This window comes from Cellulophaga omnivescoria, assembly GCF_001999725.1.
In the GTDB taxonomy this organism is placed as follows: Bacteria; Bacteroidota; Bacteroidia; order Flavobacteriales; family Flavobacteriaceae; genus Cellulophaga; species Cellulophaga omnivescoria.
In genome coordinates this window covers 69130-92625 of record NZ_MDDP01000001.1, presented here as the reverse complement: position 1 = coordinate 92625, position 23496 = coordinate 69130, and the positions used below count along the sequence as shown (strand labels likewise).

General features: G+C 31.3%; 24 protein-coding genes. 12 read left to right on the top strand and 12 right to left on the bottom strand.

Going from position 1 to position 23496, the window contains the following annotated elements; genetic code table 11:
* Window positions 1-31 precede the first annotated feature (31 nt).
* The 8 genes from rpsA to mtaB all read left to right on the top strand — a co-directional run bounded on the left by rpsA (window position 32) and on the right by mtaB (window position 8040).
* Entirely contained in the window at window positions 32-1864 is a 1833-nt protein-coding gene (rpsA, locus tag BFJ87_RS00435) for a 30S ribosomal protein S1 (RefSeq protein ID WP_077398544.1), read from the top strand.
* A gap of 198 nt (window positions 1865-2062) precedes the next feature.
* Entirely contained in the window at window positions 2063-2602 is a 540-nt protein-coding gene (gene pyrR / locus BFJ87_RS00430) for a bifunctional pyr operon transcriptional regulator/uracil phosphoribosyltransferase PyrR (RefSeq protein WP_077398542.1), read from the top strand.
* A gap of 10 nt (window positions 2603-2612) precedes the next feature.
* The gene (locus BFJ87_RS00425) at window positions 2613-3539 is read left to right on the top strand and encodes an aspartate carbamoyltransferase catalytic subunit (protein WP_077398771.1); all 927 of its coding nucleotides are present in this window, start codon (window positions 2613-2615) and stop codon (window positions 3537-3539) included.
* 6 nt (window positions 3540-3545) lie between these two features.
* Window positions 3546-3878, top strand: coding sequence for a ribonuclease Z (locus tag BFJ87_RS00420; protein WP_077398540.1), 333 nt, complete (start codon window positions 3546-3548; stop codon window positions 3876-3878).
* Window positions 3879-3943: 65 nt separating this feature from the next.
* A complete protein-coding gene (locus tag BFJ87_RS00415; protein WP_077398538.1) occupies window positions 3944-4849 on the top strand; it encodes a ribonuclease Z in 906 nt (301 codons plus the stop codon).
* Window positions 4850-4991: 142 nt separating this feature from the next.
* Window positions 4992-5915 (top strand): EamA family transporter, encoded by a 924-nt coding sequence (locus BFJ87_RS00410; protein ID WP_077398536.1) that lies wholly within the window; start codon window positions 4992-4994, stop codon window positions 5913-5915.
* Between the two features lie 88 nt (window positions 5916-6003).
* Window positions 6004-6651 carry a pyridoxamine 5'-phosphate oxidase gene (pdxH, locus tag BFJ87_RS00405; RefSeq protein WP_077398534.1) on the top strand — a complete coding sequence of 216 codons (648 nt, stop codon included), beginning with the start codon at window positions 6004-6006 and terminating at the stop codon, window positions 6649-6651.
* 60 nt (window positions 6652-6711) lie between these two features.
* Window positions 6712-8040 carry a tRNA (N(6)-L-threonylcarbamoyladenosine(37)-C(2))-methylthiotransferase MtaB gene (gene mtaB, locus BFJ87_RS00400; protein WP_077398532.1) on the top strand — a complete coding sequence of 443 codons (1329 nt, stop codon included), beginning with the start codon at window positions 6712-6714 and terminating at the stop codon, window positions 8038-8040.
* Window positions 8041-8130: 90 nt separating this feature from the next.
* Here mtaB and BFJ87_RS00395 read toward each other — a convergent pair whose 3' ends face one another.
* The gene (locus tag BFJ87_RS00395; RefSeq protein WP_077398530.1) at window positions 8131-8427 is read right to left on the bottom strand and encodes an N-acetyltransferase; all 297 of its coding nucleotides are present in this window, start codon (window positions 8425-8427) and stop codon (window positions 8131-8133) included.
* A gap of 181 nt (window positions 8428-8608) precedes the next feature.
* Between BFJ87_RS00395 and BFJ87_RS00390 the strand changes: the two genes are divergently transcribed.
* The gene (locus BFJ87_RS00390) at window positions 8609-9259 is read left to right on the top strand and encodes an alpha/beta hydrolase family protein (RefSeq protein ID WP_077398528.1); all 651 of its coding nucleotides are present in this window, start codon (window positions 8609-8611) and stop codon (window positions 9257-9259) included.
* 55 nt (window positions 9260-9314) lie between these two features.
* A complete protein-coding gene (locus BFJ87_RS00385; protein WP_077398526.1) occupies window positions 9315-10256 on the top strand; it encodes a lytic transglycosylase domain-containing protein in 942 nt (313 codons plus the stop codon).
* 74 nt (window positions 10257-10330) lie between these two features.
* Here BFJ87_RS00385 and BFJ87_RS00380 read toward each other — a convergent pair whose 3' ends face one another.
* Entirely contained in the window at window positions 10331-10846 is a 516-nt protein-coding gene (locus BFJ87_RS00380; protein WP_077398524.1) for a hypothetical protein, read from the bottom strand.
* Window positions 10847-10853: 7 nt separating this feature from the next.
* Window positions 10854-11741: a DUF6263 family protein gene (locus tag BFJ87_RS00375; protein ID WP_077398522.1), complete on the bottom strand. Its 888-nt coding sequence runs from the start codon at window positions 11739-11741 to the stop codon at window positions 10854-10856.
* 170 nt (window positions 11742-11911) lie between these two features.
* Between BFJ87_RS00375 and rpmH the strand changes: the two genes are divergently transcribed.
* Both rpmH and carB read left to right on the top strand, forming a co-directional pair.
* Window positions 11912-12073, top strand: a complete 162-nt coding sequence (rpmH, locus tag BFJ87_RS00370) for a 50S ribosomal protein L34 (protein WP_077398520.1) — start codon at window positions 11912-11914, stop codon at window positions 12071-12073.
* Window positions 12074-12194: 121 nt separating this feature from the next.
* Window positions 12195-15047, top strand: coding sequence for a carbamoyl-phosphate synthase large subunit (carB, locus tag BFJ87_RS00365; RefSeq protein ID WP_077398518.1), 2853 nt, complete (start codon window positions 12195-12197; stop codon window positions 15045-15047).
* Window positions 15048-15187: 140 nt separating this feature from the next.
* Here carB and BFJ87_RS00360 read toward each other — a convergent pair whose 3' ends face one another.
* From BFJ87_RS00360 to BFJ87_RS00320, 9 genes are all read right to left on the bottom strand, one after another.
* On the bottom strand, window positions 15188-15817 hold the full coding sequence (locus BFJ87_RS00360) for a DUF1266 domain-containing protein (RefSeq protein ID WP_077398516.1): 630 nt from the start codon (window positions 15815-15817) through the stop codon (window positions 15188-15190).
* A gap of 190 nt (window positions 15818-16007) precedes the next feature.
* Window positions 16008-16742 carry a LytR/AlgR family response regulator transcription factor gene (locus BFJ87_RS00355; protein WP_077398514.1) on the bottom strand — a complete coding sequence of 245 codons (735 nt, stop codon included), beginning with the start codon at window positions 16740-16742 and terminating at the stop codon, window positions 16008-16010.
* Window positions 16735-18441 (bottom strand): histidine kinase, encoded by a 1707-nt coding sequence (locus tag BFJ87_RS00350; protein ID WP_077398512.1) that lies wholly within the window; start codon window positions 18439-18441, stop codon window positions 16735-16737. Before BFJ87_RS00350 ends, BFJ87_RS00355 begins: the two co-directional genes overlap by 8 nt.
* A 96-nt stretch (window positions 18442-18537) precedes the next feature.
* A complete protein-coding gene (locus BFJ87_RS00345) occupies window positions 18538-19152 on the bottom strand; it encodes a hypothetical protein (protein WP_077398510.1) in 615 nt (204 codons plus the stop codon).
* A gap of 95 nt (window positions 19153-19247) precedes the next feature.
* Window positions 19248-19793, bottom strand: coding sequence for an acyl-CoA thioesterase (locus BFJ87_RS00340; protein WP_077398508.1), 546 nt, complete (start codon window positions 19791-19793; stop codon window positions 19248-19250).
* A 4-nt stretch (window positions 19794-19797) separates the two neighbouring features.
* On the bottom strand, window positions 19798-20163 hold the full coding sequence (locus tag BFJ87_RS00335; protein ID WP_077398506.1) for a 6-phosphogluconate dehydrogenase: 366 nt from the start codon (window positions 20161-20163) through the stop codon (window positions 19798-19800).
* A gap of 28 nt (window positions 20164-20191) precedes the next feature.
* Window positions 20192-21523 carry a DNA recombination protein RmuC gene (locus tag BFJ87_RS00330; RefSeq protein ID WP_077398504.1) on the bottom strand — a complete coding sequence of 444 codons (1332 nt, stop codon included), beginning with the start codon at window positions 21521-21523 and terminating at the stop codon, window positions 20192-20194.
* Window positions 21524-21653: 130 nt separating this feature from the next.
* Window positions 21654-22352 (bottom strand): ABC transporter ATP-binding protein, encoded by a 699-nt coding sequence (locus tag BFJ87_RS00325; protein WP_338064773.1) that lies wholly within the window; start codon window positions 22350-22352, stop codon window positions 21654-21656.
* 112 nt (window positions 22353-22464) lie between these two features.
* The gene (locus tag BFJ87_RS00320) at window positions 22465-23496 is read right to left on the bottom strand and encodes a FecCD family ABC transporter permease (protein WP_077398500.1); all 1032 of its coding nucleotides are present in this window, start codon (window positions 23494-23496) and stop codon (window positions 22465-22467) included.

Here is a 23496-nt window from a genome sequence, read left to right as displayed (position 1 = left end):
AACACTGCAAAATACAAATTTTAATCAGCAAATGGCTGAAGAGAAAAACAACGCCCAAGTAGAGGAATCTACACAGGCAACAGAAGTAAAAGCTGCAACACCTAAGCAAGATCCAAAAGAATTTTTGGCAAGTTTTGACTGGGACAAGTACGAAGAAGGAATTGAACGCGTAGACGATTCTAAATTAGAAGAGTTTGAAGCAATGGTTGCTGAGAACTTCGTAGATACTGCAGATGAAGAAGTAGTTACAGGTAAAGTTGTTCATTTAACTGAGCGTGAAGCTATTATTGATATTAATGCTAAATCTGAAGGTGTTATATCATTAAACGAATTCCGTTACAATCCAGATCTTAAAGTTGGTGACAACGTTGAGGTTTTAATTGATATTCGTGAAGACAAAAGCGGGCAATTAGTATTATCTCACAGAAAAGCTAGAACAATTAAGGCTTGGGACAGAGTTAATAATGCTTGTGAAAAAGAAGAAATCGTTAATGGTTTTGTAAAATGCAGAACTAAAGGTGGTATGATCGTAGATGTATTTGGAATTGAAGCATTCTTGCCAGGTTCTCAAATAGACGTGAAGCCAATTAGAGATTACGATCAGTATGTTGGTAAAAACATGGAATTTAAGGTTGTTAAAATTAACCAAGAATTTAAGAACGTAGTTGTATCTCACAAAGCTTTAATTGAAGCTGATATTGAAGAGCAGAAGAAAGAAATTATTGGTCAATTAGAAAAAGGACAAGTATTAGAAGGTGTTGTTAAAAACATTACTTCTTACGGTGTGTTTATTGACCTTGGTGGTGTAGATGGTTTAATCCACATTACAGATCTTTCTTGGTCTAGAATTAACCACCCTAATGAGGTAGTTGAGTTAGATCAGAAAATGAACGTTGTAATTTTAGATTTTGATGATAACAAATCTAGAATCCAATTAGGTCTTAAACAATTAGAGAAGCACCCATGGGAAGCGCTTAGCGAAGACATGAAAGTTGGTGACAAAGTTAAAGGTAAAGTAGTTGTTATTGCAGATTACGGTGCGTTTATTGAAGTTGCAGAAGGTGTTGAAGGTTTAGTACACGTTTCTGAAATGTCTTGGTCTACTCACTTGCGTTCAGCTCAAGATTTTGTAAAAGTTGGTGATGAGATTGAAGCTCAAATCTTAACTTTAGATCGTGATGACCGTAAAATGTCTCTTGGTATTAAGCAATTAACTCCAGACCCTTGGACTGATATTACTTCTAAATACCCAGTACACTCTAGACACAAAGGTATAGTACGTAACTTTACTAACTTTGGTGTGTTTGTAGAAATGGAAGAAGGTATAGATGGTTTAATCTATATTTCTGACCTTTCTTGGACTAAGAAAATTAAGCACCCATCTGAGTTTGTAACAGTTGGTGAAACTTTAGAAGTAGAGGTGTTAGAATTAGATGTAGATGCACGTAAACTTAGTTTAGGTCACAAACAAACTACAGAAAACCCTTGGGATAAATATGAGACTGAATTTGCTTTAGACTCTGTTCACAAAGGAACTGTTGATGAGATTGTAGATAAAGGTGCAATTGTTAACTTTAACGAAGATATTGCTGCATTTGTTCCTACTCGTCACTTAGAAAAAGAAGACGGTAAGAAAATTGCTAAAGGTGAAGAAGCAGAATTTAAAATCATTGAATTCAATAAAGAATTTAAGAGAGTTGTTGCTAGTCACACTGCAATCTTTAGAGAAGAAGAGCAACGTAATGTAAAAGCAGCTGTTAAAAGACAATCTGCTGCAGCTGATGAAGCTAAACCAACTTTAGGTGATGCTAACGAGGCTTTACAAGCGTTAAAAGATAAAATGGATGCTGCAAACAAAAAGTAAGCAAACATTTTAATAAATTTAAAAAGGTCTAAACGTAAGTTTAGACCTTTTTTTATGCATAAATTATTGGTAATGTATAATGTAAACACCATCTACCTAAAAAAATAAAAGAATAGCTAAAATAAGAGTTTACTTTATTTAACTAGTTTACATATAAATTGCTATTTTTGTAAAACAAAAGCCTTGGTATCCTAACCTATGAGTAAAAAAGTACTACTTTCCTCAAAAGAAATCCAAATCATATTGCATAGATTGGCTTGTCAGTTATTAGAAAATCATACAGATTTTAAAGACACCGTTTTAATAGGTTTGCAACCACGTGGTACCTATTTAGCAAAAAGACTAACAACTATTTTAACACAAGAGTATGGCGTTAAAGATATAAACTTAGGCTCGCTAGATATTACATTTTATAGGGACGATTTTAGAAGAGGAGATAAAACCCTTGAGGCTAGTAAAACCCACATTAATTTTTTAGTAGAAGATAAAAAAGTGGTTTTTATTGATGATGTACTTTATACAGGACGTAGCATTAGATCTGCTTTAACAGCAATACAATCTTTTGGTAGACCTGCAGAAATAGAATTACTAACCTTAATAGACCGTAGATTTAGCAGACACTTGCCAATACAACCTAATTATAGAGGTAGACAAGTAGATGCCATAAACGAAGAAAAGGTACAAGTACTTTGGCAAGAGAATGACGGGCAAGACATTGTCTATTTAATAAATGAATAAAACAACGAAAATGAGCGAATTGAGTGTTAATCACTTATTAGGAATAAAATATCTTAACAAAAACGATATTAATCTCATTTTTGAAACCGCAGACCATTTTAAAGAAGTAATTAATAGGTCTATTAAAAAAGTACCTTCTTTAAGAGATATTACTATTGCAAATATATTTTTTGAAAACAGTACTAGAACCAAACTTTCTTTTGAGCTAGCTGAAAAAAGATTGTCTGCTGATGTTATTAATTTTTCAGCATCACAATCCTCAGTAAAAAAAGGAGAAACGTTAATAGATACCGTAAATAACATTTTATCTATGAAAGTAGATATGGTTGTTATGAGGCATCCAAATCCTGGTGCAGGTGTGTTTTTGTCTAAGCACGTTAAAGCAGCCATAGTTAATGCCGGAGACGGAGCCCATGAGCATCCAACACAGGCGCTATTAGATTCTTACTCTATACGAGAAAAGTTAGGAGATGTAGGTGGTAAAAACGTTGTAATTGTTGGTGATATTTTACATTCTAGAGTGGCTTTATCTAATATATTGGCTCTTAAGTTACAAGGTGCAAATGTAAAAGTTTGCGGACCAAAAACATTAATTCCTAAACACATAGAGTCCTTAGGTGTAACGGTAGAAACAGATTTACGTAAAGCACTAAATTGGTGTGATGTTGCTAATATGTTGCGTGTGCAAAATGAACGTATGGATATTAGTTATTTTCCAACTACCAGAGAGTATACGCAACAATTTGGCGTAAATAAAGCTTTGTTAGAAAGCTTAAATAAAGAAATAGTAATAATGCACCCGGGACCTATAAACCGTGGAGTAGAAATTACTAGTGATGTTGCAGACTCTAATCAATCTATAATCTTAGATCAGGTAGAAAATGGCGTAGCTGTACGTATGGCTGTTATTTATTTACTTGCTTCTAAAATAAAATAATATACTATGGTTTTTGATAAAGATGGTACAACTACAATTGTAGACCAAGAAAATATCTCTTTGGCTAAATTTTTAGAGAATTTAAATAATGCTTACGAGAAAATAAAAAACGATAATATTATTGTTAACCTTTTTTCGTTTTCTGTATTAACAAGTTCAGATGTGCTAGAGTTTTTAGATTTATCTAATATGCACAGGGCAAGCAATAAGTCTTTTGTACTAGTTACTAATAAGGTTTCTTATGATGATGTACCAGAAGAAATTTGCGTAGTTCCTACCATACAAGAAGCAAGAGATATTATAGAAATGGAAGAAATAGAACGCGATTTAGGTATTTAATTTAAAACTAAAGTCTTTTAGCAAGCAATTTTTACTAAGTTATTAACTTAACCAACACAACTATTTTGCAATTAACAGTATTAGGTTGCCACGCAGCTACACCACGCACACTGGCAAATCCCACTTCACAAACATTAGATATTAAAGGGCATTTATTTTTAATAGATTGCGGAGAAGGTACTCAAGTGCAACTTAGAAAAAGTAAGCTTAAGTTTTCTAGAATAAAACATATATTTATTTCTCATTTACATGGCGATCATTTTTTTGGATTACCGGGGCTAGTATCTACTTTTAGATTATTAGGTAGAGAAAAAGAATTACATGTGTATGGTCCTAAAGGTATAAAAGAAGCAATAACAATGTTGCTTAAACTAGGAGATTCCTGGACCAATTATCCATTGTATTTTCACGAGTTAACCAGCAAAGAATCTACCGTAGTTTTTGAAGACGATAAAGTAAAGGTTTCTACAATACCATTAAATCACAGAATTTACACAAATGGTTTTTTGTTTCAAGAAAAAGAAGCAGAACGTAAATTAAATATTGATGCTGTTACAGCGTACAATATAGACAAGTGTTATTATCAAAAAATTAAAAACGGAAAAGACATTACTTTAGACAATGGCAATGTGGTTTCTAATACTATGTTAACTTTAGATCCACCTAAGCCTAAAAGTTATGCTTTTTGTAGTGATACTGTTTTTGAGCCAAGTATAATACCTATTATTAAAGATGTAGATGTGTTATATCATGAGGCTACTTTTTTAGATTCTGAAGCAGAACTAGCAACAAAAACAAAACATTCAACAGCTAAACAAGCAGCAATAATAGCAAAAGAGTCTAATGCAGGAGCCTTAGTGCTGGGGCATTATTCTACACGTTACAAATCTACCAGCTTATTTAAGCAAGAAGCAGAAGATGTTTTTACACCTGTACTTTTAGGAGAAGATGGTAAAGCTTTCGATTTTTAAGGGGATAGGCTTTTATCAATTTTTTAAGTTTTATCTTTGCCGACTTTTTAAAGGTTAAAATAGGTGTAATTTTGGGGTCCGTAAATTTTTGTAAGGGTAACATTGTTAGTGTCTTAACTTTTAAGGTGATAATATTATAAATATGGAGAAGTTAAAAGGAGTACTATATGTTCTTGTAGGAGCAGCTAGTTATGGTGTGTTGGCAACATTTGTAAAAAAGGCAAATTTAGAAGGTTTTAGTACAAGCGGCTTAAATACCCTACAGTATTTAATAGGTTTTATAGGGGTGGCTTTATTGGCATTACTTAACAAAAAAAACAGTACGGTTATTAATTCCAAAGAAAATAAAAATAGTAAACTTAAACTTGTGCTTTTTGGTACTGCAGCTGGATTAACAAGTTATTTTTATTATTTAAGTTTAAATTATATTCCAGTTTCGGTAGCTATTATTTTTTTAATGCAAGCCATTTGGATGGGTGTTGTTTTAGAGATGATTTTAAGTAAAAAAGTAGATAAGCTTAAATTATTTGGTAGTTTATTGGTAATTGTAGGTACTTTATTTGCAGTAAACGTTTTTAATGAAAGTAAAGCTATAGATCCAACAGGTTTTATTTTAGGAGTAATGGCTAGTATGTGTTATACAGCTACGTTATATGCATCTAACACCGTAGCTGTTAATTTACATAATATGGTTAGGAGTAAGTATTTAGTATTAGGCGGTTTGTTAATAGTGTTGCTTATTTGGAATACAGATTTACTAACAGAGTTTAATTATGCTAGCTTAAGTTTCTGGAAATACGGATTGTTTTTGGGCTTTTTTGGAGCCGTTTTACCTCCAATAGCCTTTAATAAAGGTTTCCCAATTACGGGTATTGGTTTAGGGAGTATATTAACATCTTTAGAAATACCTGTATCTATATTAACAGCAAGTATAATTTTAGGTGAAGAAATAAAAGGAGTGCAATGGTTGGGTGTTTTTATAATAATTATATCTGTAGCAGTTATAAATTATAAGAGTATTTTAAACGATATTAAAAACACTACAAACCAGTCTGCTTCTGCCTAAATAATTGCTAAATTTGTAGTGATAAAATTATAAATGTTATACGCCTTAAGTGCTATAGCTATTGTAATTTAAATTTAGAAATTACACTATGAAAAAGGATTTAGGTAACTATAGAAAATCATACCAAAAAAGTGAACTTTTAGAGAGCGAATTGACTAATAACCCAATAGAATTATTTCAAAAATGGTTTTATGAGGTAGAGGCTACAGATGGTGTAGAGGAACCTAATGCAATGACAATCTCTACAATTGGTTTAGATGGCTTTCCTAAAAGTAGGGTAGTGTTGCTTAAAAAATATACGCACGAAGGTTTTATCTTTTACACCAATTATAATAGTGAAAAAGGTAAGGCTATAGCAAATAATCCAAATATGTGTATTTCTTTTTTTTGGCCAAATTTAGAAAGACAGGTTATTATTAAAGGAAAAGCAGAAAAAATAGCAGAGAATTTATCTGATGGTTATTTTGAATCTAGGCCAGATGGTAGTAAGCTTGGAGCTATAGTGTCTAACCAAAGTACGGTTATACCTTCTAGAGAATATTTAGAAGATAAATTAAAGTCTTTGGAAGAAGAATATGAAAATAAAGAAATAGAAAGGCCAAAACATTGGGGCGGATATATTGTAAAACCTGTATCTGTAGAGTTTTGGCAAGGAAGACCAAATAGGTTGCATGATAGAATTAGATATGAGTTGCAAGAAGATTACAATTGGAAGATAGAAAGATTAGCACCATAGTAGGTCTAGAACTAATTTGTATATTTGCACCCCAATAAAAAATGCTGTAATTAATTAATAATGAAGAAGAAAGTAGCTTTTTACACACTAGGTTGTAAACTAAACTTTTCAGAAACTTCTACCATAGCACGTAGCTTTGTAGATGAAGGTTTTGATAGGGTAGATTTTGCAGAAGCTGCGGATATGTATGTAATTAATACGTGTTCTGTAACAGAAAATGCAGATAAAAGATTTAAATCTATTGTAAAACAAGCTCAAAAGAAGAATCCAGATGCATTTGTGGCAGCAGTTGGTTGCTACGCACAATTAAAACCAGAAGAGTTAGCGGCTGTAGATGGTGTAGATTTAGTTTTAGGAGCTACCGAAAAATTTAAAATTACAGATTACATAAACGATTTGTCTAAAAATGATTTTGGAGAAGTACACTCTTGTGAAATTGAAGATGCAGATTTTTATGTAGGTAGCTACGCCATAGGAGATAGGACACGTGCATTTTTAAAAGTGCAAGATGGTTGTGATTATAAGTGTACCTATTGTACAATACCTTTAGCAAGAGGAATTTCTAGAAGTGATACATTAGAAAATGTATTAAAAAATGCAGCAGAAATATCAGCAAAAAATATTAAAGAAATTGTACTTACCGGTGTAAATATTGGCGATTATGGTAAAGGTGAGTTTGGTAATAAAAAACACCAACATACTTTTTTGGATCTAGTTAAAGCTTTAGATACCGTAAACGGTATACATAGACTTAGAATATCTTCAATAGAACCAAATTTATTAAAGAATGAGACTATAGATTTTGTGTCTAAAAGCAATTCTTTTGTTCCGCATTTTCATATTCCGCTGCAGAGTGGTAGTGATGCTATTTTAAAATTAATGCGTCGTAGGTATTTAACAAATTTGTACATAGACCGTGTAGCTAAAATTAGAGAAGTTATGCCGCACGCTTGTATTGGTGTAGATGTTATAGTTGGTTTTCCGGGCGAGACAGAAGAACACTTTTTAGAAACATATCATTTTTTAAATGAATTAGATATATCATATTTACACGTTTTTACTTATTCAGAAAGAGATAATACAGTGGCGGCAGAAATGGAAAACGCTGTGCCTAAAAACGTTAGGGCTAAGCGTAGTAAAATGTTAAGGGGTTTATCTGTTAAAAAACGTAGAGCCTTTTATGAAAGTCAGCTTGGCAGCACCAGAACCGTTTTGTTTGAAAGTGAAAACAAAGAAGGTTATATTAATGGTTTTACAGAAAATTATGTAAAAGTAAAAGCGCCTTGGAATCCAGAACTTATAAATACGTTACATACAGTACAGCTTACAGAAATTGACGAAGACGGTTTAGTACGTTTTAATTTTGTAAAAACAGAAGCTACAGTTTAGTAAAACACGTTAAGCTATTAGCTACTATAAGATAAGAAGTAAAAAGGTGCTTTAAAGTAGAACAACTTTTAAAGCACCTTTTTTATTTTTTTAGATACGTATACCAATAGGTAACATTTCTTTGTAGAGTCTTTTATTTTTTCTTAAAAAACTAGCAACATCTGGGCTAGTAGGTACTACTCGCATATTTTTTTCTTGAATATCACTTAAAACAGCCTTAATAAAGTCTTCTTTAAATTCCGTTTCAATTATTTCTTCAGGAATAATTAGTTTTGTTAAAAACACCTTACGTTCTTGTGATGAGTATTCTAATTTGGCCAAATGCCCATTAACTCTAGTTTCATACTGGCGTAAAAAACTATTGTCCTTAATTTCTACTGCATTCATATAGTATATGGTTTTAAATTGAAGTTAAAATATGCGCTATTGTGTTCCAAAATAACGATATTTAGTATCGTCAAATCATATCTTTTTTTAAAAAATAAAATGATGACAACCTAACAAAGTTACGTTAAATTTACGTAAAAACCTAGTTTTCAATTTACTAAAGATTTAGTTGCTCTAATATATGCTTAATGTTTACTTAATGCCAGGTATGGCGGCTAATCCGTCTATATTTAAAAATATAAAACTACCAGAAGATAAATTTAATCTGCATTTACTCTCTTGGTTTGTTCCTAGTAAGGGGATGAGTTTAGAGGAGTATGCCTTACAAATGTGTACTAAAATTACAAAACCTAACGTTGTATTAATAGGTGTATCTTTTGGAGGTGTTTTAGTTCAGGAAATGGCTAAACATATTAATATTAAGAAAGTTATAATAATATCTAGCGTAAAATCTAAATATGAGTTACCTAGGCGCATGCGTTTGGCAAAATATACTAAAGCATACAAGTTACTGCCAACAGGTTTAGTAACTAATATAGAGGTTTTGGCCAAGTACGCTTTTGGAGAAACAGTAACCAAACGTTTAGAGTTGTATGAAGAGTATTTATCTGTTAATGATAAGTATTATATAGATTGGTCCTTAGAGCAAATAATTAATTGGAACCAAGATAAATGTGATCCTAATTTAGTACATATTCACGGAGATAAAGACCCCGTTTTTCCAATTAAACATATAAAAAACTGTATTACAGTACCAAACGGAACTCATATTATGATAATAAATAGATTTAAATGGTTTAATGAGCATTTGCCACAAATAATTTTAGAATAGATTAAGGTATTTAATATCTTTGATAACAATTGAATTATAAAGAAATAGATAGAAGATGAAATTAGTAAAAAAAATATTGATGTTTTTTGGAGTAGTGTTTGTAGCCGGCGCTTTAATGTTTGCGGTACAAAGTAGTGCTGTTGTACCACAAGAAGAAGAAAATGCACAGGAAGTGTCTCCAGAAAACGCTTATAAAATTACGTCTATAGATATACCAGAAGATTTAAATTTTGCAGGAGAAGCGGTTCCGCTAACAGATCCGGAAGTAATGGAGCGCATAGATCGTGAGTTTTTAGTAAATACTTATTGGCAGTCCAATGCTTTGTTATTAATGAAAAGAGCACATAAATACTTCCCTATTATTGAGCCAATTTTAGCAAAAAACGGAGTTCCAGATGATTTTAAATATTTAGCAGTAGCAGAAAGCGGTTTACAAAATGTAGTTTCACCAGCAGGTGCAACAGGTTTTTGGCAAATTATGAGAGCTACAGGTAGAGAATATGGTTTAGAGGTAAATGATAATGTAGATGAGCGTTACCATATACAAAAATCTACAGAAGTTGCTTGTAGGTACTTAAAAAAGTATAAGGAAAAATTTGGAAATTGGACATTAGCTGCGGCTTCATACAATGCTGGTGCTGGTGCAATAAATAAATATTTAACACAACAAAAAGTAAACTCTTATTACGATTTATTATTGGGGCAGGAGACAGGAAGATATTTGTTTAGAATTATGGCAATAAAAGAAATATTATCTGCTCCAGAAAAATATGGTTTTGAAATTTCTGAAGAAGATATGTACAAGGCAGTGCCTAGTTTTACGGTAGATTTGGATGTACCTGTAGCTAATTTTGCAGATTTTGCTAATGAGTATGAGATTAACTACAAAATTTTAAAAAGACACAATCCTTGGTTACGAGAGCCGCATTTAAATAACAACTCTAGAAAAAAATACACTATAGAAATCCCTAATAAAGGATATTATAAAGTAGATTAAACTTTATTAGTAAAATTTAAAAAGCCCTTTAAACTTATTTTAAAGGGCTTTTTAAATATATATTTTTAAGTAAATTAGATTTTCTTCATTTGTTGCTTCATCATTTTTATCTGATCGGCAAGCATACCCTGTTTGTCTAATTTTTTAGCTTCGTTTAAAAGCATTGTAGCTTCTCTTTTACGTCTTTTCTGCATTGCAATACCAGCTAAGCTTAATTTAGCCATAGCAACATCATAATCCATTGTTAAGCCTAATTTTAAAGCTTTTTTAAAGTATTTTTCAGACTGAGTTAAGTTTGTCTGAGAAAAGATAATACCGTGCAAGTAATTGTAGTAACCTTGTTGCTTAACGGTTAATGCACCCTCTGGATTTTTAATTTTAGTTAACCATTTCTGAGTTCCAGCAAGGTCTTGCTTTCGCATTCTTAAAAAAGCAAGTAAAATAATTTCGTTTCTGTAATAAAGAAAAACAAAAACTAGTGATAATAAAATAAGGGCAATGCCATTACCTATATTACCTTCTACAAATTGATAAACTGCGTATGCTATTATTAAGGCTGCTACACCTATTTTAATATTTTTATTGAACATGTTTTTATTATTCTATTGTTTTGTAAATAATTGTTGATGTAATTTTTGTTGGTATTTTTTGATCTCCTAGCATTGGCACTGTAGAGTTTCCTGTAGAGCTACCAGTAACTTCCATACTTGTAATAAAGCCAGTTTTAGCATTAGCTACTGCTTTAGTAGTTTGGGTACCTGTTAAATCCATATTGGCATTAGCATCTTTAACTGTCATTACTACATCTGCAGTACAGCTTAGCGTGGTAGTGTTAGCATCTTGTGCCTCTAAGGTCCATTTGTTTTTTGTGTTTAGTTTTCCAGTATATTCATTTTCCCAAGTATCACCAACAGCAACTTTATTTGCTGCGTTAGGGTAAATGTATGTCATTTGCTTAAAGCTATTAGCTAAACCTTCTGTACCATATTCTTTAGCTAGAGATGTTTTAATAGTAGCTAAAGTAGTTTCATCTGTAATGCCAGATGCATCCATCATTTTATTAATTAAGTTTTCTCCGCCATCTACATTTGTAATATTACCATTAGCAGCTAAAGTAATTTTTACAGGAATGTTTAAAATAGAATTAAACATTTTAGATTGCATATCTCCTTCTTTTACTTCTTTAGCTTTAATGTCCATTAATACACCTTGTAGGTTAGATGTCATTTTCATATTTAGGTCTGTAAAAGACATTTCTATGCTGTAAGCACCATCTTTTTTTTCTATAACTTTCATTTTATACTCACCCGTAATATCGTTAGTAAGCTCATGAGACATACCTTGCATTTCTTGAGTAATGACTTGTTTTGCATTTTGTTGCACAATAAAAATATCGCCAACAGAAAGTTTGTACTCTAATTTAGTTTGTGCATTAACGCTTGTTAAGCACAGTAAAACCGAGGCAAGGAAGAATAATTTTTTCATTTAAAAATAGTGTTATAAATTAGCAAGCGCAAAAGTACTAAAAACAAACTAAAATATTTTATTAATTAGGTTTGCTATTGAAAAAACTCTTTGTATATTTGCGCCCAGCTTTTCAGGGGCTAAATTAAAGTTAAGATTTTTACATTATATTATTATAAAGATATTCTAAGATGAGCAAAAGAACGTTTCAACCATCAAAAAGAAAAAGAAAGAACAAACACGGTTTTAGAGAGCGTATGGCTTCTGTAAACGGAAGAAAAGTTCTAGCTAGAAGAAGAGCTAAAGGAAGAAAAAAACTTACTGTATCTTCTGAATTGAGACATAAAAAATAATGATTATATTTATCATAAAATAATTAAGGTGTTACTTTTTTAAAGTAACACCTTTTTTTTGACTATACCGTAGCAAAAAAACAATTTTAAATTACACCCAACACAGTAAAAATTAGTTATAATGCCAAAAAGAGAAGACATTAAATCTATTTTAATAATAGGTTCTGGACCAATAGTTATAGGGCAAGCGTGTGAGTTTGATTACTCTGGATCACAAGCACTACGCTCTTTACGTGAAGATGGAATTGAAACAATCTTAATTAATAGCAACCCTGCTACAATTATGACAGATCCTTCAATGGCGGATCATATTTACTTAAAGCCATTAACTACCAAATCTATTATAGAAATTTTAAAAAAGCATCCTAATATAGATGCAGTATTGCCAACAATGGGTGGGCAAACAGCATTAAACCTTTGTATAGAAGCTGATGAAAAAGGAATTTGGGAAGATTTTAATGTAGAAATTATTGGTGTAGATATAGACGCTATTAATATTACTGAAGACCGTGAAAAGTTTAGAGAGCTAATGCTTAAAATTGGTGTTGGTATGGCGCCACAAGCAACAGCAACATCTTTTTTAAAGGGTAAAGAAATTGCACAAGAATTTGGTTTTCCGCTTGTAATTAGAGCATCTTACACTTTGGGTGGGGCAGGAGCTTCTATTGTTTATAAGCCAGAAGATTTTGATGAATTACTTAGTAGAGGTTTAGAAATTTCTCCTATACATGAAGTAATGATTGATAAAGCTTTACTAGGTTGGAAAGAGTATGAATTGGAGCTTTTAAGAGATAAAAATGATAATGTTGTAATTATTTGTACTATTGAAAATATGGATCCAATGGGGATACATACAGGAGATAGTATAACAGTTGCACCTGCTATGACACTTTCTGATTCTACTTTTCAGAGAATGAGAGATATGGCAATTAAAATGATGCGTAGTATTGGAGATTTTGCCGGTGGATGTAACGTACAGTTTGCTGTTAGTCCAGATGAAAAAGAGGATATTATAGCCATAGAAATTAACCCAAGGGTATCTAGATCTTCTGCATTAGCTTCTAAAGCAACAGGTTACCCAATAGCAAAAATTGCATCTAAATTAGCAATTGGTTACCATTTAGATGAACTAGATAACCAAATTACAAAATCTACTTCTGCTTTATTTGAGCCAACTTTAGACTACGTAATTGTAAAAATACCACGTTGGAATTTTGATAAATTTGAGGGTTCTGATAGAACTTTAGGCTTACAAATGAAATCTGTAGGAGAAGTAATGGGTATAGGCCGTTCTTTTCAAGAAGCACTGCACAAAGCAACACAATCTTTAGAAATTAAACGAAATGGTTTAGGTGCAGATGGTAAAGGGTATACTAATTACGACCAAATTATACAAAAATTAACTGTACCTAGTTGGGATAGAGTTTTTGTTATTTATGATGCCATACAGTTGGGTATTCCGTTAAGTAGAATACATGAGATAACTAAAATAGATATGTGGTTCTTACGTCAGTATGAAGAATTACACAACCTTGAAAAAGAAATTTCTAAATATACAGTAGAAAGTTTACCACGTGAGTTGTTACTAGAGGCAAAGCAAAAAGGATTTGCAGACAGACAAATAGCTCATATGCTAGACTGCTACGAGAGTGAAGTGCATAAAAAACGTTCTGCACAAGGCATAAATAGAGTATTTAAATTGGTAGATACTTGTGCAGCAGAATTTAAAGCAATGACACCGTATTACTATTCTACTTTTGAAGCAGAAATAGAAACAGCAGACGGTAAACGTTATGTGCAAAATGATAGTGTTGTAACCGATAAAAAGAAAATTGTTGTACTAGGTTCTGGACCAAATAGAATAGGACAAGGTATTGAGTTTGATTATTGTTGTGTACACGGAGTTTTAGCAGCTGCAGAATGTGGTTATGAAACTATTATGATTAACTGTAACCCAGAAACGGTATCTACCGATTTTGATACAGCAGATAAATTATATTTTGAACCTGTTTTCTGGGAACATATTTATGATATTATTCAGCATGAAAAACCAGAAGGTGTAATTGTACAGCTTGGTGGGCAAACAGCTTTAAAACTTGCCGAAAAACTATCTAAATACGGCATAAAAATTATAGGAACTAGTTTTGAGTCTCTAGATTTAGCAGAGGACAGAGGTAACTTTTCTAAAATGTTGTTAGAAAATAATATACCTTTTCCTAAATACGGTATCGCAGAAACTGCAGATGAGGCATTAACACTTGCAGATGAGTTAGATTTTCCTTTGTTAGTTAGACCTTCTTATGTATTGGGAGGGCAAGGGATGAAAATTGTAATTAACAAGCAAGAACTAGAAGAGCACGTTGTAGACTTATTACGTAAAATACCTAATAACAAATTATTATTAGATCATTATTTAGATGGTGCAATAGAGGCAGAAGCAGATGCAATTTGTGACGGAGAAGATGTTTACATAATTGGTATTATGGAGCATATAGAGCCTTGTGGTGTTCACTCTGGTGATTCTAACGCAACATTGCCTCCTTTTAACTTAGGAGAATTTGTAATGCAGCAAATTAAAGATCATACTAAAAAAATAGCTCTGGCATTAAATACTGTAGGTTTAATAAATATACAGTTTGCCATTAAAGATGATATGGTTTACATTATAGAAGCAAACCCAAGAGCTTCTAGAACGGTACCTTTTATAGCAAAAGCATACAAGGAGCCATATGTAAATTATGCAACTAAGGTAATGTTAGGAGAGAAAAAAGTTAAAGACTTTAATTTTAATCCTCAGTTAGAAGGTTTTGCAATTAAACAACCCGTATTTTCTTTTAATAAATTTCCTAATGTAAACAAAAATTTAGGCCCAGAAATGAAGAGTACGGGAGAAAGTATTTTGTTTATTGATAGTTTAAAAGATGATGACTTTTATAATTTATACGCCAGACGCAAAATGTACTTGAGTAAATAATATATATAAGTAGTAAAAATCCCTATTAGTTTTATTTCTAATAGGGATTTTTTTATGGAGTAAAAAGTAACCCCAACAGGGAGAGAAAAATACTCTTCCCTAAATGGGGTTAGTGTAACACCTTTGTAACTGTTTGTTTTTTAATTGTGTAAAGGAAGTATGTTAAATATTGATTTATCTCCTTTTGTTATTACTTTTGCTAAAGTTTCAAAAGAATCTTTTTCTGGATCTTCTGAGTTCCAATCGTTACGACCTTTGTCAAAATCTTGGTAATAAGTATCCCAATCTTTATATTTTTCTTTAGCCAATGTAAGTGTATTTGCTAAAATACTTAAACATTCTTCTTTAGTTAAATAACCAGCTGCATATCCCATACTTACATTATTTGCAATTCTTGCATAGTCCCATGATTTGTATGCGTAATCTCTGGTTTCTAAATCTTTTAAGGCTTCTAATAAAGACTCTTTATTAGTAATGTCCCAAGAGTTTTTTAAGACTCTTTTAGCTCCAGAGCTGTCAGATGTTTCAAAAGGGAATTCAAATATTTCTTTGTAGCCACTTACAAGCTCTTCATTAGTGGTGTACCCTGCATTAGACATCATAGATTCTACGCTATTGGCACCACCATATCCGTGAATAAAATAAATACCACCAAGCATAAAGCTACTTAGCGTATCATCTTTTAACTCTGCTTTAGTTCCGCAAGAAATTACAGATAATATTATAGCAGAACATAGTGCAAACAATTTAAACTGTTTTGTTTTTTTCATGATAAATAGAGTTTTTTTATTTCTTATATTGTAATTAAAATGATTACTATTTTTATGCTAAAATATGTCCAAAACGTTATATGCATTTATTAGAATATATATCTGCTTTAAAATAACCTATATTCGTTTATAATTTGCTTTTTTGCGCACATCTACTGTGTATTAACTTTAGTAATTATTAATTTATTTTTTATTGGTTAAGCAAACGTTCTACAAAATCGTTTTTACGACGTGCAGAAACGGGTATTTTTTCACCAGATTTTAGAAATATATAACCATTTTTATCATACTTATCTACAAAACTTAAGTTTACAACATAGGATTGGTGAGTTCGCATAAAGTTTTTTTCGGGAAATTGATTTTCAAATTCCTTTATAGGTTTAGATGCTATATAAGATTTTCCATCGTTTAGATAAAAAGTAGTGTAACCTTTGTCTGATTTGCAATGTGTTAAAAACTTAAACTCTATAACTTGTAAACCTTCCTGTAAGCGTAAAACTAATTTTTCTTTTTTACGGTCTAGCATTTCAGATTTTACAATTTGTAATTGTTCTTGTGCTACTTCAGTATTAGCATCTATAGCTTTGTTTATAGCTGTTTCTAACTCATCTATATCAACTGGTTTTAAAATATAATCTACAGCGCCATTTTTTAAGGCTTGTAGCGCATACTGGTCATATGCAGTAATAAAAATTACATTGTATTTTAAGTTGGTAGTTTGTTCTAAAAAATCAAAGGCGTTGCCATCTAATAAATTAATATCTAAAAAAATTAAATCGGGCTTGCAAGCATTGGCAACAACCACAGCTTCTTTTACAGATTCGCATTCACCCAGTATAGATATTTCTTTGTTTAAGGACGTTATCATTGCTAATAGTCCTTTTCTAATATATAGTTCGTCTTCTACAATTAAAGCTTTAAGCATCTTCTTGTTCTATTTTATATGGTAAAGTAAGTGTAACAATAGTTCCTTGTTCATTAAACTCTGATCGGTCTTGTATAGATAACCCAGTTTGTACGTTTAATTCTTTAGACATTATTTTTAAGCGTTCTGCAGTTATTTGTGTAGAAACAGATTTTTTACTTTTACTTTTACCTGTATTGGTTTTGTTTATTCCTAAGCCATTATCTTTTATAATGCAGATAAGTTTGTTGTCTATAAAGTTTATATTTAATTTAATTTCAGCCTTTTCATAATTATTATTAAAGCCGTGTTCAATAGCATTTTCTACAAAAGGCTGCATTAGCATTGGTGGAACAGATATGCAAGATGTGTTTATGTTTTCATTAATATTTAATGTGTATTTAAAACTATTTTGTCTACTCATATTTTGTAAATCTATATAGTTTTGTAGTGCTTGTAATTCTTCCTTTAATGGTACAAGTTTTTCTCTAGAGTTTTCTAAAATTATACGCAATAGTTTAGAAAATTTAGATAAATAGATAATAGCTTTTTTATCTTCCTTGTTTAAAATCATCCCTTGTATAACAGACAAGCTATTAAAAATAAAATGAGGTGTCATTTGTGAACGCAGTAAACGTTGCTCTGTTTGTATTTGTACGTGAGCATTTATAATGTTACGGTATTTAAAAATAAAAAGTACAGCAAGTAATACAACAATTAGCACCACAAGTAAAAAAGCACCCCAAATTTTCTGTTTTTCTGCAAGCGCCAGTCTATTATCTATAATTTTAACTTGTTTTTTTAATGTAGTTTCTCTGTTATTTGCAAACTCTAATTGTTTAGATGATGTTTCTAAGGCTTTTATTTTCTCACTTATTTTTTGTTTAAAAATAGCCTCGTTTACAGCTTCAATAGTGTCTAAATAGTCTGCCGCTTTGTCTAAGTTCTGTTGTTTTTTATAGAGTAGAAAGTAGTTACTAAAAATATTTTTTTTATTGTAAAGTGTTGCGTCTTCATTGCGGGCAAGTGCGCTAATGGCAGAATCTAAATATACTTTTGCTTTCTTGTATTCTCCTTGTCTTAAATAGGCATACCCAATGTTAGAGTAATGTACATTATTGTTTCTTTTAGAAAATTGAACTGATTTTTTTAAGTATGTAATTGCTTCGTCCCATTTTTCTAATCCCATTAAAGTTAATGCGTAATTATTGGTAAACAGAGGTAGCTTTCTGTATTTAGGTAGTGTAATTTTGTTGTATACATTATGAGCTTTTTTAAACTCATAATTGTGGTAATACATCATACCCCATTTAAAACAAAGTTTTTGAAATTCAATAGAATCTTTTTTCCTAAAAACAGGAGCTACTTTTTCACAATATTCAATGCCTTTAAGAATGTCATTTAAATCTATAAGATTTTCTGCCATAAGGTTAAACGCTCTAACTAATTGTGTAGTGTCTTTTAATCGTATAGCTTCTTCTGTCATTTTATTAGAAAAAACTAAACCATTGGAGTATTGCCTAGTTCTACCGTACGATTTGGTTATATAATACAACTCATCTAAACTTAACTTTTTTTGTTCGTTTTTTTTAGTTAGCGTATCTATAACAGCTTCAAAATTTCTAGCCTCAAAAAGTTCTTTGGGAGATTGTTGCGCTTGTAATCCAGTATATAGCAAGGAGCACAACAAAAATGTGATAATAAACTTTAATTTATTCATGAATTGGTAGGCTATTATTTTTCTTTATAGGATAAAAATAGAATTAATTTTTAGATACTTTTTAATTAATTACAGTGTTTTTGGTTAGATGATTAACTAATTGTAAACTTCTTGGTCTATAGTACTTTTATTATAAGCTTTAAAAGCAAAAAATATAAATATTAGCGTAATAACACTACCAACAATAAGACTATTTGTAGCTCCTAAAGACTCAGAAATAGATATGAGTATTCTTTTTAAACCTCTTCTAGAGCCAGATACAGTTACATTTTCGCCAGCTTCTATTTTTAATGCACTATCATATAAAGCAAAAGTTAATAATGCAGCTACCAAACTGTATAAAGCAGGTTTAATCCAGGTTTTTGTTTTTTTCTGAATTTTGTTTTTAGAAAAGCTTGTTTTAGATACAAGTGTATTTAATACACTTTGGTATTGTTCTTCTGAGCTAAAATCTAAGTACGTTTTTTCATTTTTACCCTTTTCCGTAAAAAATACCTGAAAACCTAAATCTTCCTTAAACGGAACAATTTTTTGAATAGCAGTATAGTTAAAAGTATGCTGTGTATTAAGTAATCCTTTTTTATCAGAATCTAACTCGGTATTAAAAGCCTCAAGCGTTTTATAATCCTCATCAGACAGTCTAACTTTAGCGTCTGTTAAAAGGATGTTTTTAATGTATGTAGCCTTTGTATTAATTATAAACTGTTGCATTAACCTAAATTTTCAATTTAAGTTAAAGGTATTGTTTACTACCTACTTACAATAGTACCAGTATATATTTGGAGGGTTTTAATGTATATATGTAATTACTTTAAAGCAATTTTTACGTTTTCCTTTTCTAAAGAATCTAAAAAATCTTCTACTTTAAAGTTAGACGACTCAAACGTGTTACTTCTTTTAAAAGCTTGTTCTTTACGTCTTATACTACGTGCAAACCTACGTATGCCTTGTTTGTCTTCTACTAATAAGCCAGGTACAACAAGACTTTTTCCGTGTGTATCTTTAGCAACCATTGTAAAGTATGATGAGTTACAATGTTTTTTTACACCAGTAGTAATATTTTCGGACTCTACTCTAACACCAACTACCATAGATGTTCTACCTGTGTAATTTATAGATGCTTTTAAGGTTACTAGTTCACCAACTTCTATAGGGTTTAAAAAGTCTACCCTGTTTACAGATGCAGTTACACAGTAGCTTCTAGAGTGTTTAGATGCGCAAGCAAATGCAATTTGGTCCATAAGGTTTAAAATGTAACCACCGTGTACTTTACCACCAAAGTTAGAATGTGCCGGTAGCATTAATTCTGTAATAGAAACTTTAGATTCGTTTACTGTTTTAAATTCGCTCATACTTTTAATTTCTAACGTGTGGAGATTGTTCTTTTGTAACCTCAGTAATAAAATATTTAGTATCTCCTAACCAAGCAAAAGTAGCGTAACGCTCTACATAAGTAACTTTTACATAGTTCCCTTGATAATCTTTAAGTTTTTCTATAATATCTTTATCCTTGTCTAATACGGAGAAAGTAAATATTTGAGCTCCAGAAATACCTTGACTAATTTCTCCTTCCCACGTTTTTACTACAACGCCTTTATGGCTAAACTTAATAAGTTCTCCAGATCTGTAACCCTCACTAATTGGAACATAGTAAATAAACGCGTAAATAGCGGCAAACACGGCTACAATTATTAATAAGGTAATTGCTAAAGCTTTTTTCATTAGGTATAATTATAATGGTTATTTATTATTAATTGTCTTTGTGGTTATCTATAGCACGTTTTAAAATTGGCTCTGGAATAGATTTTTTTGCTTTTGCCCCCATTTTTTTCAGTTTTTCTATAGATGTAATAATGTTTCCGCGCCCTTCTACCAGCTTGTTCATAGCGCCTTTGTATTCATTTTTAGCTTCGTCCATTTTTTTGCCAACCTTGGTTAAGTCGCCAACAAAACCTTCAAACTTGTCATACAAAGCACCAGCTTGTCTAGCAATTTCTATGGCATTACGTTGTTGTTTTTCATTGTTCCACATAGTATCTATAGTACGTAAAGTAGCTAAAAGTGTAGCAGGTGTAACAATTACAATGTTTTGCTCAAAAGCCTTATTGTAAAGGTTGTTGTCGTTATTAATGGCAACGGCAAAAGCAGGCTCTATTGGTACAAAAAGCAATACAAAATCTGGACTTTCCATTTCGTACAAATCTTCATACTTTTTGGCAGATAATTGGTCTACGTGCTTACGTAAAGATAGGATGTGTTCTTTTAAGAACTTCTCTTTTTCTGTTTCGTCATCAGCATTTACAAAACGCTCATAGGCAGTTAATGATACTTTAGAATCTACCACCATTTTTTTGTTATCTGGTAAATTTATAATAACATCTGGTAGTACTCTAGAGCCATCCTCTCTGGTAAAACTTTGTTGTACGGAGTATTCTCTGTCTTTTTCTAATCCAGATTTTTCTAATACACGTTCTAGTACCAATTCTCCCCAATTACCTTGCATTTTACTATCACCCTTTAAGGCTTTAGTCAAGTTTTCTGCTTCTTGGGTAATTTTAAGGTTCTGACTTTGTAAGTTTAATAATTGTTCTTTTAAGGCAGAATGTATACTAATGTTTTCTTTTTGACTTTCGTCTACTTTTTTCTCAAACAACAGAATTTTTTCTTGCAACGGATGCAAAATATTTTTAATGTTTATTTGATTTTGTTCTGTAAACTTAGTGCTTTTTTCATCTAAAATTTTATTTGCTAAGTTTTCAAATTCTTTAGTAAATTTTTCCTGAAGCTGTTCTACCTCTTGCTTTTGCTCTGTGTTTTTAAGCTGAAGATTTTCTATGTCAGCTTGGTACCTAGTAATTTGGTTTCCTAAATGTTCTTTTTCTTCTCGTAAAACATTTTTTTCGTCTTCTAAAGACAAAATTTTATTTTCTAAAGTACTCAGGTTTTGGTTTAAAATAGATTCTCTTTCTAATATAGCACTTTGGCTAGATTTAGTTTTTAGGTTCTGAATGTAATTTCCTAAAAAGTAACCAGCAACTAGGCATATTACAGCAACTAAAAAGTAAATTAAAAAATCGGTCATAATGTATATAATGTCTATAAAAAAGTAAAGATAAACGTTTTGTTTGTTGTTTTCTTTGTTCGTATTTAGAAGTAATTAACATCTAATAGTAAAAACGTTATTTAAGGTTTTATAAATTATTATTTTATATCTATACAACCTTAAAACTAGCGGTATTTTCATCAAAAACAATAGTGTCTTTAGGAAACAGCGCATTAAATTTTTTAGCAGCTATTAAATCTGTTGGCGTACCAAAATGACTAGTATTTTTATCCAGAATTAAAATTTTATCGCACAATTGCAGAGCAACTTCAATTTCGTGAGTTGTAAATAATATTGTCTTTTTGGTTTTGTGCGCTATGTTTTTTAATAGTTTTAAAATAGTTGCTTTGTGGTACAAATCTAGGTGAGATGTTGGTTCATCTAACAAAATAATAGAAGTGTCTTGCGCCAAAGCCCTTGCAATCATTACTTTTTGCAGTTGCCCATCACTAAGTTCGTAACATTTTTTATGCTGCAATTCTTCAATTTGCACCAAAGAAATGGCTTCTGTAATTTTATCTTTATCTGTAGTTGTAAGCGTACCAATCCAATTGGTATATGGCTGTCTTCCTAAAGCAATAATTTCTATTACAGTTAAGTTTTTAGAAGGTATTTTTTCTGTTAACACCACACTTATTTTAGAGGCAAGTTCTGTTGGTTTATAGTTTTCTAAAATAATATTATCAACAGCAATAGTTCCGTTTAATTTAGCTTGTACGTTAGCTAGCGTGCGTAATAAAGTAGATTTGCCAATACCGTTTGTACCAACTATAGCAGATAACTCTCCTTCTTTTAACGCAAAATTAATATCCTTGCAAATAATATTTTGCTGTTTTTTAGAGCTGTAACCAACACTTAAATTTGTTACTTGTAGGGCTATATGTTGTTTTTCTTTTTTGATGCGTTTTGTTTTTATTTTTTTAAAATACCATTTTCTTTTTACGTACCAATAACCATATTACCACAGGTGCACCAATTATAGATGTTATGGCATTTATAGGCAAAACATAAGCGCTAGATGGTAATTGAGCAATAGTATCGCACAAGAGCATTAAAATAGCACCATATAAAAGTACGGCGGGTATTAATATTTTATGATTTGTTGTGTTAAAAATTTGCTTGGTTAAATGAGGTACAGCCAAACCTATAAAGGCAATAGGACCTGCAAAAGCAGTAACGCCACCCGCTAACAAACCTGTAGCTAAAATAATTAAAAAGCGTTGTTTTTTTATGTGCACTCCTAAACTAAGTGCATAGTTTTGGCCCAATAAAAAAGCATTTAAAGATTTTATGGTAAAGATGCTTATAAAAATTCCTGTACAAACTATAGCTCCTAGCAAACCTAATTGTGACCAGGATAAGTTGCCAAGACTACCAAAAGACCAATAAATATACTGCTGTAATTGCTCTGCATCTGTAAAGTATGACAACACACTAACAATAGCAGCAGTAATGCTCCCAAACATTAAACCAATAATTAAAAGTGCCATAGTGTCTTTTACTTTAGCGGCAACAACCATTACGGCTAATAAAACAAGAAAGCTGCCTGTGCTAGACGCTATGGCTAAAGTTACATTATTTACAACGCCAAATGTAAAAATACCAGAGAGTAAGGAAGCTCCCATAATTAAAATAGCAGCACCTAAACTAGCACCAGAGCTTATACCCAAAACAAAAGGCCCAGCAAGCGGATTTCTAAACAATGTTTGCATTAACAAACCACTTAAAGCTAAACTACCGCCGGTTAATATTGCTGTTATTGCTTTTGGTATTCTGTAGTTTTTTATAATATAACCCCAAGATTCTTTTTGTAATTCGCCTCCAAAAATAGCACTCATAGTATCTGTAAAAGGTATGGTAACAGACCCAAAACTAATGCTAATGCAAAAACATATTACAAGTAAAACAAGTAATAGTATAAATGCTAATGTGTATTTTTTTTGATGCAACAC